Genomic DNA, 16,435 nt, shown 5'->3' with positions numbered 1-16,435 from the left:
GCCCGGGAGGGACGATATTCGGCACAAAAAAACCGCCGCCCTGGAGACCAGCGGCGGCGGCGAACGCATGAGACTTGAAGGACCGGGGCGGTGACGCGCCTAGTGGACGGATTCCGTCTTGAGGCGGTTCATCGAGTCCTTGAGTTGGAGCTTTCGTCTCTTGAGCTCTGCGATGCGCAGATCGTTCGCCGATGGGCTGTGGATGGCGTCGTGGATCTCCCGCTCCAGGGCTTCGTGCTTCCGAGCGAGCTGGGTGAGGTGTGTCTGCAGCGACATGGATGTCTCCTGTCATCGTTTCGACGTGGACAGATTGGCACACCTTTCGCCGGCTGTCGAAGGCCAAAATCGGCCGTGCTTGACGAAGCCTTTCAACAGGGTTCGCGCGCCCGAAACACGATTGCCCCCCGCGATGCCGCCGCCGGATCTTGCCCCTGGCACCACCCTGCCGCATGGTTCGAGGGCAGGCCTCCGGGCCGGCTGTCGAGGATGTCGGACGCGATGCCGGATGAGTTGGGTGACGAGGCGAAGGCCGAGTACGAGGCCGAGCTCCTGAGGCTGAAGCAGGAGCATCGCGACCTCGACGGGGCCATCGACGCCCTCGAGCTCGTGGTGGCCGGCGACCAGCTCCAGATCCAGCGTCTCAAGAAGCGCAAGCTCGGCCTTCGCGACCGCATCACCTACCTCGAAGACCAGATCACCCCCGACATCATCGCCTGAGCCGCCTTATCGCCCGAGCCGCCTTGCCCGCGCTGCGACCGGCGCGTATGCGGCGAACTCGGGTTGAGGCGGACGTGCCGCGCGGCACGCCCACAGAAACGGATTCGAGACGATGGCCGGCCAGCCCCGGATCGCGATCATCATGGGGAGCCAGTCGGACTGGGCGACCATGCGCCATGCCGCCGAGACCCTCGACGCCCTCGGCCTGGCGCACGAGGACCGGATCGTCTCGGCGCACCGCACGCCGGACCGTCTCGTCGCCTTCGCCAAGGGCGCCAAGGCCGCCGGCTTCAAGGTGGTGATCGCAGGCGCGGGCGGGGCCGCGCATCTGCCCGGCATGTGCGCGGCGATGACGTCGCTGCCGGTGCTGGGCGTGCCGGTCGAATCCAAGGCCCTGTCGGGCCAGGACAGCCTGCTCTCCATCGTGCAGATGCCCGCCGGCATTCCGGTCGGGACCCTGGCAATCGGCCGGGCCGGGGCAGTCAACGCCGCCCTCCTGGCGGCCGCGATCCTGGCGGTCTCGGACGAGGCGCTGGCCGAACGGCTGGAGGCCTGGCGCGCCGCCCAGAGCGCGGCGGTGGCGGAGTTCCCGCAGGCCGAGTTCCCCAAGGTCGAGTTCCCGCAGGCCGAGACACCATAGGGCGGATGGTCATGACCCGGATCGCACCCGGCGCCACCCTCGGTATCGTCGGCGGCGGCCAGCTCGGCCGCATGATCGCCCTCGCCGCTGCGCAGCACGGGCTGAAGGCGCACGTCTTCGCCCCAGACGCGGACAGCCCGGCCTTCGATGTCGCCGCCGCCACGACGGTGGCCGCCTACGACGACGCCGAGGCATTGGCGCGCTTCGCCTCCAGCGTCGACGTGGTCACCTACGAGTTCGAGAACATCCCGCGCGAGACCGCCGACCGGCTCGCCGCCCTCGCGCCCCTGCATCCGAGCGCCTCCGCCCTGGCCACGACCCAGGACCGCCTGTCGGAGAAGGCCTTCGTCAACGGGCTCGGCATTCCCACGGCCCCGTTCCGCAGCGTCGACACGCCCGAGGACCTGACCCTCGCGCTGGCCGAGATCGGGCTGCCGGCGGTGATCAAGACCCGGCGCTTCGGCTACGACGGCAAGGGCCAGCGCATGCTGCGCGTTGGCGATGCCATCGACCCGGCCGCGATCCTGTCCGAGTTCGGCGGCGCGCCCTGCATCCTCGAAGGCTTCGTCGCCTTCGAGCGCGAGGTGTCGGTGGTCGCCGCGCGCGGCGCAGACGGAGCGTTCGCCGCCTTCGATCCCTGCGCCAACACCCACCGCGACCACATCCTCGCGCTCACCCGGGTGCCGGCCCCCGGCATCGCCCCTGCCACCGCGGCCAGCGCCATCGACATCGCACGGCGCATCGCCGAGGCCCTCGATTACGTCGGCGTGCTCGCCGTCGAGATGTTCCTGGTCGCCGATGGGGACGGGCCGGAACGGGTCGTGGTCAACGAGATCGCCCCGCGCGTCCACAATTCCGGTCACTGGACCATCGAGGGGGCGCTGACCTCGCAATTCGCCCAGCACGTGCGGGCGGTCTGCGGCTGGCCGCTCGGGGATCCCGCCCGGGTCGGCGGTGTCGCCGTGGAGATGCACAACCTCATCGGCGACGAGGCGGCGGCCTGGGACGCGATCCTGGCCGAGCCGGGCGCCCACCTCCACCTCTACGGCAAGGGCGAGGCCCGGCCCGGCCGCAAGATGGGACACGTCACCCGTCTCTTGCTCCCGCCGTAGGGCCGGGCGATTCCTCGCCGATACCTGGCCTAAACTGCGTCGCGGATGGCACACCCGCGGACCGATCGGGCCCGCGCCGGCCCGGACTCGGGGTGAGGCCGGAAGAGGCCATATCTTCGCCACACGCAGCCGCTTGAGCGAGCCTGTGTCCCGGCTTTAAGCATGCGTTCACCGCCTTCGCCGACGGTTCGCCGGAGACGCGATGCGGCGTGCCGCGCCGGGCGCCGCCGATTGGGGCACGGCGATCGAGTCGGACAGCGAATCGAACGGGTGGAGGCGAACGACGCGGCACGCCGCGGTTCGCCGGAGGGAGCGGGGCGATGACGGTTGTGATGCTGCAGGCATCGAAGGTGGGGCTGATCGGGGCGGTGGCGCTGGCGGCGGCCGCGCTCGGCGGATGCGAGACCTACGGCAATGCCGCCGCGCCGCGGCAGTTCGCGGTGCTCGAATCGGACAAGACGGGCGCCACCACCGTCAACATCGCCTCCCTGAGCGAGGTGATCCAGCGCAATCCCAACGACGCGGCCGCCTATACCACCCGCGGGGCGGCCTATGCCCGCGCCGGGCAGTTCAACGACGCCATCGCCGATTTCTCGAAGGCGATCCAGATCGATCCCAACTCCGGCTCGGCCTACAACAACCGCGCGCTCGCCTATCGCCAGACCGGCCGCAACGATGCGGCGCTGGCCGATTTCTCGAAGGCGATCTCGGCCGATCCGAACTACGCGCCCGCCTACATCGGCCGCGCCAACGTGCTGCGCGCCCAGGGCGACCTCGACGGCGCCGGCAGCGACCTCAACCAGGCGATCCGTCTGGCGCCGGAATCGGCCGAGGCCTACCACGCCCGCGGTCTGGTGCGGCAGAAGCAGGGACAGAACACGCAGGCGATCGGCGATTTCGACGCCGCCATCGACCGCAACCCCTTCGTCAGCGCCCCCTATGCCGCCCGTGGCCAGAGCCTGATCGCCACCAACCAGTTCGACAAGGCGATCGAGGACTACAACGCCGCCCTCAACGTCAACAACAAGGACGCCACCTCCTGGGCCTATCGCGGCCTCGCCTACGAGAAGTCGGGGCGCCGCAAGGAGGCGATGGAGAACTACCAGCGCGCCTCGTCCCTCGAGCCGGGCAACCCGGTGGCGAGCCAGGGCCTGTCGCGGGTGCAGGGCGGCGTCGGTTCGCTGTTCAACTGACCGGTCTGGCCGGGCTTGCCTCCGGGCAGGCCCGGCATTGGTCTCCTAACCCCTGGCCGGCGGCCTGCGGTGGCCGCACAGGATGCGGCGTACGGTGCCGGTGGCCGAGCGGTAGACCACGGTCTCGGTCTCGATCAGCCCCGGCTTGAAGCGCACGCCCTTGAGGAGCGCCCCGTCGGTGACGCCGGTGGCCGCCACGATGACGTCGCCCCGGGCCATGTCGACGAGCTCGTACTTCCGGTTGGGGTCGGTGATGCCCATCGCGGCGGCGCGCTCGCGCTTGTCGTGGCTGTCGAGGATCAGCCGCCCCTGCATGTGGCCGCCGATGCAGCGCAGGGCGCCGGCCGCGATGACGCCCTCGGGTGCGGCGCCGGTGCCGAGGTAGATGTCGACGCCGGTCTCCTCCGGGCTCGTCGTGAAGATGATGCCGGCGATGTCGCCGTCCGAGATCAGGCGGATGCCGGCTCCGGTCTCGCGGACCGCGGCGACCAGGGCGGCGTGGCGCGGCCGGTCGAGGATGATCGCCGTGATCTGCGAGGGATCGACGCCCTTGGCTCTGGCCAGGGCCGCGATGTTGTCGGCGGGCGAGGCGTCGAGGTCGACGGTGCCGGCCGGATAGCCGGGGCCGATGGCGATCTTCTGCATGTAGACGTCGGGGGCGGCCAGCAGCGACCCCGCCTCGGCCATGGCCATCACGGCGATGGCGCCGGGCATGTCCTTGGCGCACAGGGTCGTGCCCTCGAGGGGGTCGACCGCGATGTCGACCTTCGGCCCGACGCCGGTCCCGAGGCGCTCGCCGATGAACAGCATCGGGGCCTCGTCGCGCTCGCCCTCGCCGATCACCACGGTGCCGTCGATGGGCAGGGCGTTGAGCTCGTCGCGCATGGCGTCGACGGCGGCCTGGTCGGCCTCCTTCTCCTTGCCCTGGCCGCGCAAACGGGCGGCCGCGATGGCGGCCCGCTCGGTCACGCGGGCGAGTTCGAGGGTCAGGGTGCGCGCCACCGGCATGGCTGCCGTCGCGTCGTTCATCGTGGTCATGGCAGCTCGTGCCCCTCGCTCGCCGGGACAGGGCCCGGGCGCTCCGTCGCGGAGCCCTATAGCTGCGCTATCCTGCAGGGCGCCATAGCATCCGGCAAAATAATGGATCTATTCCCGCTCGATCCGGATCAACTGCGGCGTCTCCGCCAGGAGACCGTCGGCGGCGATGGCATCCAGCGCCGCGCGGATGGTGCCCTCGGTGGCCGCGTAGGTGATCAGCACCAGCGGCACCGGCTGGCCCGAGCGCCCGTGCGGGTCGGTGAGCGCCGCGCTCGGCGAGCGCCGCTGCAGGATGCTCTCGATCGAGATGTCGCGCTCGGCCATCCGGGTGGCGACGCCCGCGGCCACGCCGGGGCGGTCGTGGACCGTGAGCCGGATGTAGTAGCCGCCCTCGTGGCGCTGCATCGCCACCCGCGGCGAGGCCGGCAGCGTTGTGGCGGCCCGCCCGAAGGTGGGGCGGCGGGTGCCCGCGGCGATGTCGGCGATGTCGGCGACGACCGCCGAGGCGGTGGCCTCGCCGCCGGCGCCGGGACCGATCAGGGTGAGTTCGCCCACCGCGTCCGCGTCGATGGTGACGGCGTTGGTGACGCCCATGACCTGCGCGATGGCGGAGGACTTCGGCACCATGGTCGGATGGACCCGCTGCTCGATGCCGCCGTCCGCGGCCTGCGCGACGCCCAGGAGCTTGATGCGGTAGCCGAGTTCCTCGGCCATGCGCAGGTCGAGGGGCTGGATCGCCGAGATGCCTTCCACCGACACGGCGTCCGCGTCGATCTCGATGCCGAAGGCGAGGCTGGCGAGGATGGCGAGCTTGTGGGCGGTGTCGAAGCCCTCGACGTCGAAGGTCGGGTCGGCCTCGGCGTAACCGAGCGCCTGGGCGTCGGCGAGGCAGGCGTCGAAGGTCAGCCCCTCCCGTTCCATCCGGGTGAGGATGTAGTTGCAGGTGCCGTTCATGATTCCGTACAGGCGGCTGACCCGGTTGCCGGCCAGGCCCTCGCGCAGGGCCTTGATCACCGGGATGCCGCCGGCCACCGACGCCTCGTAGGCCAGCACCACGCCCTTGGCCTCCGCCGCCTTGGCCAGCGCCGCGCCGTGGCGGGCCAGCAGCGCCTTGTTGGCGGTGACGACGTCGTGACCGGCCGCGATGGCCGCCTCGACGGTGGCCCGGGCCGGCCCCTCGGCGCCGCCGATGAGTTCGACCACGCAATCGACCGCGTCGGATTGCGCAAGATGCACCGGATCGTCGAACCAGGTCACCCCGGACAGGTCGAGGCCGCGGTCGCGGGCCCGGTCGCGGGAGGAGACGGCGGTGACGCGGATGCTGCGGCCGGTGGCGGCCTCCAGCGCCTCGGCCCGGCGCGAGACCATGCGGACCACCGCGGCACCGACCGTGCCGAGACCGGCGACGCCGAGGCGAAGGCTCTGAGACATGGTGGCAATCCTGGGGCTCGATCGGTGGGACTCGTTTGCGCGAGACCCGGCCCGGCAGGCGGGCGATCCGTCGTGCGTGACGACGCTGCTCTCGGCGCCCGGGTCTTCTGCAACGAAACGCGGGGGTCCGCAAGAAACGCGGGGCGCCGGGGAAAACGAACGGGGTGCCCGAGAAAACCACCCCGCCGACGATCCTCGGAACGCCCTTGCACCCGGCTCATAACTAACATAAAGATATCTTTATGTCTGATGAGAGCCCGAGCATGGCCGGAACGATCCGGTTCGCCGATGCCCTCGGCGCCCTCCGGGCGGCCGCGGAGGAAACGCGGCTGCGCATCGTCGCCCTGCTGACCGGGGGGGAGCTTTCAGTGACGGATCTCACCGACATCCTCGGCCAGTCGCAGCCGCGGATCTCGCGCCATCTCAAGCTCCTGGTGGAATCCGGCCTCGTCGAGCGCCACAAGGAGGGGGCCTGGGCGTTCTTTCGTCTGGCCGAGGACCGTGCCGGCCTGATCGAGCCGTTGATCTCCGGCCTCGACCGGGCGAGCCCGCCGCTGTCGGAGGACAAGGCGCGCCTCGATGCGGTGCGCGCCCAGCGCGCCGAGGCCGCCCAGAGCTTCTTCGCCCGCCTCGCGCCCAAATGGGACCGCCTGCGCTCGCTCCATGTGGCGGAAGCGGTGGTGGAGGCAGCCGTCCTCGATGTGCTGGGGCCGCGTCCGATCCACAGCCTCATCGACCTCGGCACCGGCACGGGCCGCATGCTGTCGCTGCTGGGGGCGCGCGCCAAGCGCGCCACGGGCCTCGATTCCAGCCATGCCATGCTGTCCGTCGCCCGCGCCAACCTCGAGCGTGCCGGCCTGTCGCGGGTCGACCTGCGTCAGGGCGACATCCACGCCCCGCCCTTCGGCCGCGGTAGCTTCGACCTCGTGCTGGTGCATCAGGTGTTGCACTACCTCGACGACCCGACCCGCGCCCTGCGCGAGGCGGCACGGCTGGTGGCGCCGGGGGGGCGCCTCCTCGTGGTGGACTTCGCGTCCCACGACCACGAGTTCCTGCGCGAGACGCAGGCCCACCGCCGCCTCGGTTTTGCCGCCGAACAGGTATCGGGTTGGCTGGCCGACGCCGGGCTCGGATCGGTGGCGATTCGCCACCTCGTTCCCTCGGGTGAGGCCGGCGATCTCCTGACGGTGACCCTCTGGCTGGCCGCCGAGTCCCGATCCGCCATTTCGCCCGACGACATCTTGGCCAAAGACATTCTGCCCGAAGACCAGCTGGCCCTGACCGCGGCCTGATTTTTTCAAGCGACGCCGACGGCCCCGACCGACGATCGACGAAGAGGACGAACCGATGCCCAACGCCTCACAGCACCGCGCCAGCCGCGACGGCTACCTGCCGATCCGCGTCTCGATCGAGTTCTTCCCCCCGAAGACCGACGAGATGGAGAAGATCCTGTGGTCGTCGATCGAGCGCCTCGCTCCGCTGCAGCCGAAGTTCGTCTCGGTGACCTACGGCGCGGGCGGCTCCACCCGTGAGCGCACCCACAACACGGTGGCGCGCATGGTGAAGGAGACGGGCCTGAAGCCCGCCGCCCATCTCACCTGCGTCGACGCCAGCCGCGAGGAGATCGACGCCGTCGTGCAATCCTATTGGGATGCCGGCGTGCGCCACATCGTGGCCCTGCGCGGCGACCCGCAGGACGGCATCGGCACCGCCTACCGGCCGCATCCGGGCGGCTATGCGCAGACCTCCGACCTCGTCGCCGGCATCAAGCGCATCGGCGACTTCAAGGTCTCGGTCTCGGCCTACCCCGAGAAGCACCCCGAGGCTTCGTCGCTGGACGCCGACATCGACGCGTTGAAGGCCAAGGTCGATGCCGGCGCCGACCAGGCGATCACCCAGTTCTTCTTCGAGAACGACATCTACCTGCGCTATGTCGACAAGGTGCGCGCGGCCGGCATCGACATCCCGATCATCCCCGGCATCCTGCCGGTGCAGAATTTCAAGCAGTCGGCCAACTTCGCCCGCCGCACCGGCGCCTCGGTGCCGTATTGGCTGGCGGCCCGCTTCGAGGGCCTGGAGGACGACGTCGAGACGCGCCGCCTCGTGGCGGCCGCGGTGGCGGCCGAGCAGGTGCTCGACCTCGTCGACCGCGGCGTGAGCGACTTCCACTTCTATTCGATGAACCGTTCCGACCTCGTCTACGCCATCTGCCACCTGCTCGGCCTGCGTTCGCAGGGACCGAAGGTGGCGGTGCAGAAGGCGGCCGCCTAAAGTCGCGTGAGACCCGAGTTCGACGAACAAGGCGCATCTCCTCCCCACACGGGGGAGGGGAGATCCCACGACATCCGAGAGACCCCATGACCGATCTGCGCCCCGTCGACGGCACCGAAATCGAAGCGGCCCTGCGCCAGCGGGCGGCCGAGAAGATCCTCGTCCTCGACGGGGCGATGGGCACCGTGATCCAGCGTCTCGGCTACGGCGAGGCGGATTTTCGCGGGTCGCGCTTCCTCGACCATTCCCACGACCAGAAGGGCAACAACGACCTCCTGATCCTGACACAGCCCGACGCGATCCGGCAGATCCACCTCGATTACTTCCTCGCCGGCGCCGACATGTGCGAGACGAACACGTTCTCGGGCACCACCATCGCCCAGGCCGACTACGGCATGGAATCGATCGTCCACGAGCTGAACCGGGACGGCGCGCGCCTCGCCCGCGAGGCCGCGGCCTTGGCCGAAGCTCAGGACGGCCGCCGCCGCTTCGTGGCCGGCGCCATCGGCCCGACCAACCGCACCCTGTCGATCTCGCCGGACGTGAACAATCCCGGCTACCGGGCCGTGACCTTCGACGAGGTCAAGACCGCCTATGCCGAACAGGTCCGCGGCCTGATCGAGGGCGGCGCCGAGCTCATCCTGATCGAGACGATCTTCGACACCCTCAACGCCAAGGCCGCCGTGGCGGCCACCTGGCAGGTGTTCGACGAACTCGGGCTCAAGCTCCCGATCATGATCTCGGGGACGATCACCGATCTTTCCGGCCGCACCCTGTCAGGCCAGACGCCGGAGGCGTTCTGGAACGCCCTGCGCCACTCGGCTCCGCTCACCATCGGCCTCAACTGCGCCCTCGGCGCGCGCGAGATGCGCGGCCACATCAGCGAATTGTCGCGCATCGCCGACACGCTGGTCTGCGCCTATCCGAACGCCGGCCTGCCCAACGAGTTCGGCCTCTACGACGAGAGCCCGGAGGCGATGGCCAAGCTCGTGGCCGAGTTCGCCGAGGGCGGCATCGTCAACATGGTCGGCGGCTGCTGCGGCACCACGCCGGACCACATCCGCGCCATCGCCCAGGCCGTGGCCGACAAGGCCCCGCGCAAGATCCCGCAGATCGCGCCGCTGATGCGCCTGTCGGGCCTGGAGCCGTTCACGCTGACGAAGGAGATCCCCTTCGTGAACGTCGGCGAGCGCACCAACGTCACCGGCTCGGCCAAGTTCAGGAAGCTCGTCACCGCCGGCGACTACGCCGCGGCGCTCGATGTCGCCCGCGACCAGGTGGCGGCGGGGGCCAGCATCATCGACATCAACATGGACGAGGGCCTGCTCGACTCCGAGAAGGCGATGGTCGAGTTCCTCAACCTCGTGGCGGCCGAGCCCGACATCGCCCGCGTGCCGGTGATGATCGATTCCTCGAAGTTCAACGTCATCGAAGCCGGGCTCAAGTGCGTCCAGGGCAAGGCGATCGTAAACTCGATCTCCATGAAGGAGGGGATCGAGAAGTTCGTCGCCGACGCCAAGATCTGCCGTTCCTACGGCGCGGCGGTCGTGGTGATGGCCTTCGACGAGCAGGGCCAGGCCGATACGCTGGAGCGCAAGGTCGAGATCTGCACCAAGGCCTACAAGGTGCTGACCGAGGAGATCGGCTTCCCGCCGGAAGACATCATCTTCGATCCCAACGTGTTCGCGGTCGCCACCGGCATCGAGGAGCACAACGGCTACGGCGTCGCCTTCATCGAGGCGACCCGGATCATCCGCCAGACGTTGCCCCACGCCCATATCTCGGGCGGCATCTCGAACCTGTCCTTCGCCTTCCGCGGCAACGAGCCCGTGCGCGAGGCGATGCACGCGGTGTTCCTCTACCACGCCATCCAGGCCGGCATGGACATGGGCATCGTGAACGCGGGCCAGCTCGCGATCTACGACGAGCTGCCGGCCGAACTGCGCGAGCTCTGCGAGGACGTGGTCCTCGACCGCCGTGACGATTCGACCGACCGCCTGCTCGATGCGGCGGCGCGCTTCAAGTCCGGCGGCGGCGTCCAGGCGAAGACCGCCGACCTGTCGTGGCGCGAGGCGCCGGTGGAGAAGCGGCTGGAGCACGCGCTGGTCAACGGCATCACCGAATACGTGGTCGCCGATACGGAAGAAGCGCGGCTCGGCGTGGCGCGCCCGCTCCACGTCATCGAGGGCCCGCTCATGGCCGGCATGAACGTGGTCGGCGACCTGTTCGGGTCCGGCAAGATGTTCCTGCCGCAGGTGGTGAAGTCCGCCCGTGTGATGAAGCAGGCCGTGGCCTATCTCGAACCGTTCATGGAGGCGGAGAAGCTCGCCAACGGCGGTGACGGCAAGCGCCAGGCCGCCGGCAAGATCCTGATGGCGACGGTGAAGGGCGACGTCCACGACATCGGCAAGAACATCGTCGGCGTCGTGCTCGCCTGCAACAACTACGAGATCATCGATCTCGGCGTGATGGTGCCGGCGGCCAAGATCCTCGACGTCGCCCGTAAGGAGAACGTCGACATCATCGGTTTGTCGGGCCTGATCACGCCTTCGCTCGACGAGATGGTGCATGTGGCCGCCGAGATGGAGCGCGAGGGCTTCGACGTGCCGCTCCTCATCGGCGGGGCCACCACCAGCCGCGTCCATACCGCGGTGAAGATCCACCCGTCCTACGCCCGCGGCCAGACCGTCTACGTCACCGACGCCAGCCGCGCCGTCGGCGTGGTGTCGAGCCTGCTGTCGAAGGAGACACGGGACGCCACCATCGAGAAGACCCGGGCCGAGTACAAGAAGGTCGCCGACGCCCACGCGCGCTCCGAGCTCGACAAGCAGCGCCTGTCGCTCGCCAAGGCCCGCGCCAACCCGTTCAAGATCGACTGGTCCGGCTACGCGCCGGTGCGCCCGAGCTTTACCGGCACGCGGGTGTTCCGCACCTACGAGGTCGCCGACCTCGTACCCTACATCGACTGGACGCCGTTCCTGCAGACCTACGAGTTCAAGGGCCGCTATCCGGCGATCTTCGAGGACCCGAACCAGGGCCCGGCCGCCAAGGCCCTGTTCGACGACGCTCAAGGCATGCTCAAGCAGATCGTCGCGGAGCGCTGGTTCAACCCGAAGGCGATCCTCGGCTTCTGGCCGGCGAATGCCGTCGGTGACGACATCAGGCTCTACACCGGCGACAGCCGCAGCGAGACGCTCGCCACCTTCCACGGCCTTCGCCAGCAGCTGTCGAAGCGCGACGGGCGCGCCAACACCTGCCTCTCGGATTTCGTCGCGCCGCAGGGCTCGGGCGTGGCCGACTACGTCGGTGGCTTCGTCGTCACCGCCGGTCTCGAGGAGGTCCGCATCGCGGAGCGGTTCGAGCGGGCCAACGACGATTACCGCTCGATCCTGGTGAAGGCGCTCGCCGACCGCATCGCCGAGGCGCTCGCCGAGCGCATGCACGAACGGGTGCGCAAGGAGTTCTGGGGCTACGCGCCGCACGAAGCCTATGCGCCGGAAGACCTCTCGAAGGAGGAATACGACGGCATCCGCCCGGCGCCCGGCTATCCCTCGCAGCCCGACCATACGGAGAAGGTCACCCTGTTCGACCTCCTGCAGGCCGAGCCGCGTATCGGCGTAAAGCTCACCGAGAGCTACGCCATGTGGCCGGGCTCGTCGGTGTCGGGCCTCTACATCGCGCATCCGGAGGCGCATTACTTCGGCGTCGCCAAGGTCGAGCGCGACCAGGTCGAGGATTACGCGGCCCGCAAGGGCATGGACCTCGTCGCTGTGGAGCGCTGGCTCGGCCCGATCCTCAACTACGATCCGGCGCGCTACCTCGCCGTCGCCGCCGAGTAGGGCGGGACGGCCCGAGCCTCTCCTGCCATGTCTCTGGCGAGACATGGCAGGAGGCGCCCATGGGCGATATCGCGAAGGTCTTCTGGTCCGGCCGCTCCCAGGCGGTGCGGCTGCCCAAGGAATTCCGCTTCGACGCCGCCGCGGTGCGGATTCGGCGCGAGGGCGACGCCGTCATCCTCTAGCCGCTCGTCGAGGACGAATGGGCGTGGTTGAAAACCATCGGGCCGATCGATGACGATGTCATTGCGGCGATCGAGGAAGCCGTCCCGCAACAGGAGCGCCCGGAACTCGACACGGCGTTCGAGTGTAGGACCTCGTCGACACCAATGTCGTCATCGCTCTCCTGAAACCGCATCCGCGCGTCTCCGAGACGGTCCGGGGGATCGATCCCCGCGCGACATCTGTCTATCGGTCATCGTCGCGCATGAGCTTTTCTATGGGGCCTATCGCGCCGTCCGTACCGAGCGGGCGATCGAGCAGTTCGAACGCCTTCGCTTTCCGATCCTGGACCTCACGTCGGCCGACGCCAAGCGAGCCGCGGAAATCCGCGCCGCGCTCGCCGCCTCCGGGACGCCCATCGGCCCTTGCGAGGTCCTGATCGCCGGCCAGGCCCTGCAGCGTGGCTTGGTGGTGGTCACGCGCAACACCCGCGAATTCTCGCGCGTCCCGGATCTTCCGGTGGAGAATTGCGAAGACGAAGCGGGGTAAGGTCCACCCGCTCGGGCTTGACCGGGGAAGCACGGCCGTTCCAATGCGGCGGGGATCGCGTGTGATGAGGCGGGTGTCGGTGATGGGGAAGCGGCTGGCGGTTCCGCTCGTCCTGGTGCTCGGTTCGGCGGTGAGCGGCTGCACCGGCTTCGCCTACATCTCGAAGACCTACGTCAGCCTGACGCCGCAGGTGGTGACGATCGGCTGCAACGACCCCTACGAGGTCTACGACCAGCGCCGGGCCCGGCGCATGCTGATCGTCTCCAACGGGCCGCGCGAGATCGCCGGCTGCGGCCTCGACGGCGAGTCGCCGGAGGCGAGCCGTCCCAAGCGGTTCCGGGCGGCGGCGCGGGCCTACCTCGACGAGACCGTGCGCGAGCAGTGCCGCATCACCGGCGAAATCGTCTTCACCGACCTCCAGACCGAGTTCGCCTACGCCTGCGCCGAGCCGATCGAGCCGCGCGGCACCACCGTGCCGCGCCTGCCCGGCCGCAGCCAGGTCGGCGTCCGGTAGCGGCGCTCAGTCCATCGTCGGCGGGCGGGGAAACGTCCGTTCCGCGGCGTCGCCGGCCGCGGCGAGGAGGGCGCGGGCGAGGTGGCGGGCCTCGACGGGGTCGAGCGACAGGATCGCCGTGAACGGCTGGCCGCCGAGATCCTTCAGGTCGAGGGCCAGTCGCACCCCATCCGCCGACGGCGCCACCGACAGGCTCCAGTCGCGTTCCGTCTGTGGCCCGGTCATGACGCCTCCCGCCCCGGCTCATCCCGCCCGAAGCCGGACCTGAATGGACGATCCGGGCGGTTCTGTCGATCATCGCCCTTGCACGGTCCCTGCGCGATTGACCTCGGGTGCGTCGGCGGTGTTTGTGCGCCCGCGCGTGCCGCCGTCGCGGACGTTGAGGAGTGGCTGACGATGTCCGAGATCTGGTTCCGCACCGGCGAGGCGACGGTGCTCGCCGCCGAGGGTCAATTCACCGACGCGATGCCGGAGGTGCTGATCGGCTCCACCCGCGGGCCCGTCGGACACGCCTTCGCCGGCATGCTCGGACAGGTCCAGGGCCACACCCGCATGTTCGTGGTGCGCGACCTCAACCAGCTCGTGCGCCCGTCCACGATGATGACCACCAAGGTCACGATCCACACCGCCGAATACGCCGAGCTTCTCGGCGGCGTGGTTCAGGCGGCCACGGGCGACGCGATCGTCGACTGCGTGATCGAGGGCGTCCTGCCCAAGGACGGCCTCGACGAGTTGTGCATGATCATCACGATCTGGCTCGACGAGCGTTGCGGCAGCGACGAGAACCTCGACCGCAAGGATCTCTATCGCACCAACTACGAGGCGACGAAGCTCGCCATCGCCCGGGCGATGAAGGGCGAGCCGACGATCGACGAGCTGATCGCCAACCGCAAGACCGTGAAGCACTACGCCCTGGAAGACGTGATCGAGTACTGATCGCTCCGTCCCGCCCCGGCACCCTCGCGACGGTCCGTTTCGGGTCGGGGAGCGAAGCCGAGCCGGTGTCGCAAGAGTGGTCGTCGGTTTTGCGTCGACGACCCGCGACAGACCATGGACCCGAGCAGGGTGAAGCGTTGGCCTGCCAGCCCGAACCGGCTCAGTTCGCCGGTGCGAGACGCTGGCCGGCCGTGCCGTAGCCTGCCGCCGCCGCCTTGCGGTTGACGACGCCCCGGCTCAGCGTCACCCGCTCGAGACTGTCGATGGCATCCAGGAGCTTGCGCAGCATCGGGTGCATCTCGTCGCCGTCCTCCGGATCCGACTCGGCGAGGTCGACGGCGGCGACGAGCACGCCGTCCCGCTCGTCCTCGATCCCCGGATCGCGCTCGACATGGCCGCGCACGCTGTCGTCGAAGGCTTTCGTCACCGCCCAGGGGAGGTCGTCCCCGCTGGTCGATCCGGGAAAGCCCATGGCCCGTCGGCGCGCATCCGCCGCCGCCTGCCTGACCATCCGCGCGAGTTCAGCCTCCATCCCGGTCCCGTCCCTGTTGCCGGCCGTGCCCACGCACGCTCCGGGCGTCCAACGCGTCGGATGCGACGCGCGATCCGCCGATGTCCATTCGGCCTGTCGTCCCTCGGACCCGTCCGCGCCCAGAATCGGCTAGCGGTGCCCGAATCACGAACATCGACGAGTTCGCCTAGACCTCCTGCCACCCTGGAGGCACGACGATCGATGCGGCATTGCGGCAACAGTGCTTTTCATTCTCTGGCCGGCGGAACGACTTGGCGGTTTGCTGGGCGGATTGCATTGAATTTCACCAGATGTGTCCGCCCGTCGGGTTTGTCGCTTAAGAACCCACGGATACGCTGATCCCTCATCAGGAGATCGCACGACATCGCGTTCCGGCTTCGGCGGGTTCGCGGGAGACGGCGACGCCCTGCCGACAACGGCCCGGCGACCAACGCGGGCGAGGGGATCTTGGGTATGCGCACCGTCACGAAACTGTCCCTGGCCGCCCTCTGCGGGCTCGGCCTTTCGCTCCCGGCGGTGGCCGCCGATCTCGCCGCCCCCAAGGTGATGCCGGTGGAGGCCAAGGCGCCCGACCCGCTGATCGGCTTCTCGTTCGGCTCGCGCTACCAGACCGACTATAATTTCCGCGGCGTGTCGCAGTCGAACCTGCAGGGCAGCTACCAGACCTTCTTCGAGGCGCAGTTCCTCAACAACTTCGCCTACGCCGGTTTCGCCACCTACCAGACCCGCCTGCCGACCAGGCCGGACATGGAGTTCGATCTCGTCGCCGGTATTCGGCCGACGTTCGGCAAGCTCGCCTTCGATCTCGGTATCCTGTATTACTTCTATCCGAACGAGACGCGCCTGTTCAACGCCGACGGGATCACGCCGTTCACCACCGCGAACACCGATTATTACGAGGCCGCCGGCAAGGTGCTCTACACGGCCACGGATGCGTTGACGCTGGGCGCCAACGTGTTCTTTTCGCCCAACTTCCTCGGCACCCACGCCAACAGCACCTACGCCTCCGGCACCGCCGCCTACCTGCTGCCGGCCACCCTGTTCCCGTTCCTGCCCGAGGCCTATGCCGGCGGCTTCTCGCTCTCCAGCGAAGTCGGCTATTTCTTCCTCGGCAGCGCCAAGAGTTCCGCCACCGGTGCCTTCGGCAGCACCGCGCCGGGCCGTTTCCCGTCGTTCAACCTGCCGAGCTACCTCTACGGCAACGTCGGCCTGTCCTACACCTACAAGAACATCACCCTCGACGTGCGCTACCACGACACCGACCTCGACAAGCGCCAGTGCGCGGCGCTCACGGGCGACTTCCGCCAGTTGACCAACGGCGGCACCTCGAAGTGGTGCGGCGAGGCGGTGATCGGCTCGATCACCTTCCAGACCTCCACCGCCGCGCCCGGCATCTACGCCGAGCCCGGCGGCCTTCTGAACCTGTTCCGGTAAGCCGATCGCATCGGACCGGAAGGTGGTTGCCGGCTTTCGCAGACATCCGATGCGCGAAGGAAGGGGTCGG

The 16,435-nt window shown here is 69.2% G+C and carries 16 protein-coding genes and 1 pseudogene; 12 read left to right on the top strand and 5 right to left on the bottom strand.

Annotation, left to right across the window (positions count from 1 at the left end; genetic code table 11):
* Window positions 1–99: 99 nt before the first annotated feature.
* On the bottom strand, window positions 100–276 hold the full coding sequence (locus ASG59_RS20015; RefSeq protein WP_082494456.1) for a DUF465 domain-containing protein: 177 nt from the start codon (window positions 274–276) through the stop codon (window positions 100–102).
* 222 nt (window positions 277–498) lie between these two features.
* Here ASG59_RS20015 and ASG59_RS13530 point away from each other — a divergent pair, with 222 nt between their 5' ends.
* The 4 genes from ASG59_RS13530 (at window position 499) to ASG59_RS13515 (ending at window position 3,662) form a co-directional block, all read left to right on the top strand.
* Window positions 499–717 (top strand): DUF465 domain-containing protein, encoded by a 219-nt coding sequence (locus ASG59_RS13530; RefSeq protein WP_055887699.1) that lies wholly within the window; start codon window positions 499–501, stop codon window positions 715–717.
* Between the two features lie 112 nt (window positions 718–829).
* Window positions 830–1,357, top strand: a complete 528-nt coding sequence (gene purE / locus ASG59_RS13525) for a 5-(carboxyamino)imidazole ribonucleotide mutase (protein ID WP_055887702.1) — start codon at window positions 830–832, stop codon at window positions 1,355–1,357.
* Window positions 1,358–1,362: 5 nt separating this feature from the next.
* Window positions 1,363–2,469, top strand: a complete 1,107-nt coding sequence (locus ASG59_RS13520) for a 5-(carboxyamino)imidazole ribonucleotide synthase (protein ID WP_055887704.1) — start codon at window positions 1,363–1,365, stop codon at window positions 2,467–2,469.
* 320 nt (window positions 2,470–2,789) lie between these two features.
* Window positions 2,790–3,662, top strand: coding sequence for a tetratricopeptide repeat protein (locus ASG59_RS13515; RefSeq protein WP_056282937.1), 873 nt, complete (start codon window positions 2,790–2,792; stop codon window positions 3,660–3,662).
* Between the two features lie 45 nt (window positions 3,663–3,707).
* Here ASG59_RS13515 and glpX read toward each other — a convergent pair whose 3' ends face one another.
* Entirely contained in the window at window positions 3,708–4,691 is a 984-nt protein-coding gene (gene glpX / locus ASG59_RS13510) for a class II fructose-bisphosphatase (protein WP_055888086.1), read from the bottom strand.
* Between the two features lie 117 nt (window positions 4,692–4,808).
* Complete coding sequence (locus ASG59_RS13505; RefSeq protein ID WP_056409327.1) at window positions 4,809–6,131, bottom strand: homoserine dehydrogenase; 1,323 nt, start codon at window positions 6,129–6,131, stop codon at window positions 4,809–4,811.
* A 242-nt stretch (window positions 6,132–6,373) separates the two neighbouring features.
* On the opposite strand from ASG59_RS13505, the gene ASG59_RS13500 reads away from it, so the two are divergent.
* The 6 genes and pseudogenes from ASG59_RS13500 to ASG59_RS13480 all read left to right on the top strand — a co-directional run bounded on the left by ASG59_RS13500 (window position 6,374) and on the right by ASG59_RS13480 (window position 13,463).
* On the top strand, window positions 6,374–7,423 hold the full coding sequence (locus ASG59_RS13500) for a metalloregulator ArsR/SmtB family transcription factor (RefSeq protein WP_056282930.1): 1,050 nt from the start codon (window positions 6,374–6,376) through the stop codon (window positions 7,421–7,423).
* Between the two features lie 55 nt (window positions 7,424–7,478).
* A complete protein-coding gene (metF, locus tag ASG59_RS13495; protein WP_055887715.1) occupies window positions 7,479–8,402 on the top strand; it encodes a methylenetetrahydrofolate reductase [NAD(P)H] in 924 nt (307 codons plus the stop codon).
* A gap of 86 nt (window positions 8,403–8,488) precedes the next feature.
* Entirely contained in the window at window positions 8,489–12,241 is a 3,753-nt protein-coding gene (gene metH, locus ASG59_RS13490) for a methionine synthase (RefSeq protein ID WP_056409325.1), read from the top strand.
* Window positions 12,242–12,300: 59 nt separating this feature from the next.
* Window positions 12,301–12,420: pseudogene (locus tag ASG59_RS20655) on the top strand (AbrB/MazE/SpoVT family DNA-binding domain-containing protein); the annotation flags it as partial.
* 52 nt (window positions 12,421–12,472) lie between these two features.
* Complete coding sequence (locus ASG59_RS20010; RefSeq protein WP_244475705.1) at window positions 12,473–12,949, top strand: PIN domain-containing protein; 477 nt, start codon at window positions 12,473–12,475, stop codon at window positions 12,947–12,949.
* A gap of 64 nt (window positions 12,950–13,013) precedes the next feature.
* Window positions 13,014–13,463: a hypothetical protein gene (locus ASG59_RS13480; protein WP_055887722.1), complete on the top strand. Its 450-nt coding sequence runs from the start codon at window positions 13,014–13,016 to the stop codon at window positions 13,461–13,463.
* Window positions 13,464–13,469: 6 nt separating this feature from the next.
* Here ASG59_RS13480 and ASG59_RS13475 read toward each other — a convergent pair whose 3' ends face one another.
* Window positions 13,470–13,688, bottom strand: a complete 219-nt coding sequence (locus tag ASG59_RS13475; RefSeq protein ID WP_055887732.1) for a hypothetical protein — start codon at window positions 13,686–13,688, stop codon at window positions 13,470–13,472.
* A gap of 171 nt (window positions 13,689–13,859) precedes the next feature.
* Between ASG59_RS13475 and fae the strand changes: the two genes are divergently transcribed.
* The gene (gene fae / locus ASG59_RS13470) at window positions 13,860–14,399 is read left to right on the top strand and encodes a formaldehyde-activating enzyme (protein WP_055887735.1); all 540 of its coding nucleotides are present in this window, start codon (window positions 13,860–13,862) and stop codon (window positions 14,397–14,399) included.
* A gap of 160 nt (window positions 14,400–14,559) precedes the next feature.
* On the opposite strand, the gene ASG59_RS13465 is transcribed toward fae, so the two are convergent.
* Window positions 14,560–14,931 carry a hypothetical protein gene (locus ASG59_RS13465; RefSeq protein WP_056282917.1) on the bottom strand — a complete coding sequence of 124 codons (372 nt, stop codon included), beginning with the start codon at window positions 14,929–14,931 and terminating at the stop codon, window positions 14,560–14,562.
* Between the two features lie 453 nt (window positions 14,932–15,384).
* On the opposite strand from ASG59_RS13465, the gene ASG59_RS13460 reads away from it, so the two are divergent.
* A complete protein-coding gene (locus tag ASG59_RS13460; RefSeq protein ID WP_082528751.1) occupies window positions 15,385–16,365 on the top strand; it encodes a TorF family putative porin in 981 nt (326 codons plus the stop codon).
* Window positions 16,366–16,435 lie beyond the last annotated feature (70 nt).

The organism is Methylobacterium sp. Leaf466 (assembly GCF_001425565.1).
In the GTDB taxonomy this organism is placed as follows: domain Bacteria; phylum Pseudomonadota; class Alphaproteobacteria; order Rhizobiales; family Beijerinckiaceae; genus Methylobacterium.
This window is presented reverse-complemented; position numbering and strand designations above follow the sequence as displayed.

What these genes read in the sequence shown, in the direction of transcription:
- ASG59_RS20015 (WP_082494456.1), bottom strand. Translation starts at nt 276, where the DNA reads ATGTCGCTGCAGACACACCTCACCCAGCTCGCTCGGAAGCACGAAGCC.
- ASG59_RS13530 (WP_055887699.1), top strand. Translation starts at nt 499, where the DNA reads ATGCCGGATGAGTTGGGTGACGAGGCGAAGGCCGAGTACGAGGCCGAG.
- purE (WP_055887702.1), top strand. Translation starts at nt 830, where the DNA reads ATGGCCGGCCAGCCCCGGATCGCGATCATCATGGGGAGCCAGTCGGAC.
- ASG59_RS13520 (WP_055887704.1), top strand. Translation starts at nt 1,363, where the DNA reads ATGGTCATGACCCGGATCGCACCCGGCGCCACCCTCGGTATCGTCGGC.
- ASG59_RS13515 (WP_056282937.1), top strand. Translation starts at nt 2,790, where the DNA reads ATGACGGTTGTGATGCTGCAGGCATCGAAGGTGGGGCTGATCGGGGCG.
- glpX (WP_055888086.1), bottom strand. Translation starts at nt 4,691, where the DNA reads ATGAACGACGCGACGGCAGCCATGCCGGTGGCGCGCACCCTGACCCTC.
- ASG59_RS13505 (WP_056409327.1), bottom strand. Translation starts at nt 6,131, where the DNA reads ATGTCTCAGAGCCTTCGCCTCGGCGTCGCCGGTCTCGGCACGGTCGGT.
- ASG59_RS13500 (WP_056282930.1), top strand. Translation starts at nt 6,374, where the DNA reads ATGTCTGATGAGAGCCCGAGCATGGCCGGAACGATCCGGTTCGCCGAT.
- metF (WP_055887715.1), top strand. Translation starts at nt 7,479, where the DNA reads ATGCCCAACGCCTCACAGCACCGCGCCAGCCGCGACGGCTACCTGCCG.
- metH (WP_056409325.1), top strand. Translation starts at nt 8,489, where the DNA reads ATGACCGATCTGCGCCCCGTCGACGGCACCGAAATCGAAGCGGCCCTG.
- ASG59_RS20010 (WP_244475705.1), top strand. Translation starts at nt 12,473, where the DNA reads ATGACGATGTCATTGCGGCGATCGAGGAAGCCGTCCCGCAACAGGAGC.
- ASG59_RS13480 (WP_055887722.1), top strand. Translation starts at nt 13,014, where the DNA reads ATGAGGCGGGTGTCGGTGATGGGGAAGCGGCTGGCGGTTCCGCTCGTC.
- ASG59_RS13475 (WP_055887732.1), bottom strand. Translation starts at nt 13,688, where the DNA reads ATGACCGGGCCACAGACGGAACGCGACTGGAGCCTGTCGGTGGCGCCG.
- fae (WP_055887735.1), top strand. Translation starts at nt 13,860, where the DNA reads ATGTCCGAGATCTGGTTCCGCACCGGCGAGGCGACGGTGCTCGCCGCC.
- ASG59_RS13465 (WP_056282917.1), bottom strand. Translation starts at nt 14,931, where the DNA reads ATGGAGGCTGAACTCGCGCGGATGGTCAGGCAGGCGGCGGCGGATGCG.
- ASG59_RS13460 (WP_082528751.1), top strand. Translation starts at nt 15,385, where the DNA reads ATGCGCACCGTCACGAAACTGTCCCTGGCCGCCCTCTGCGGGCTCGGC.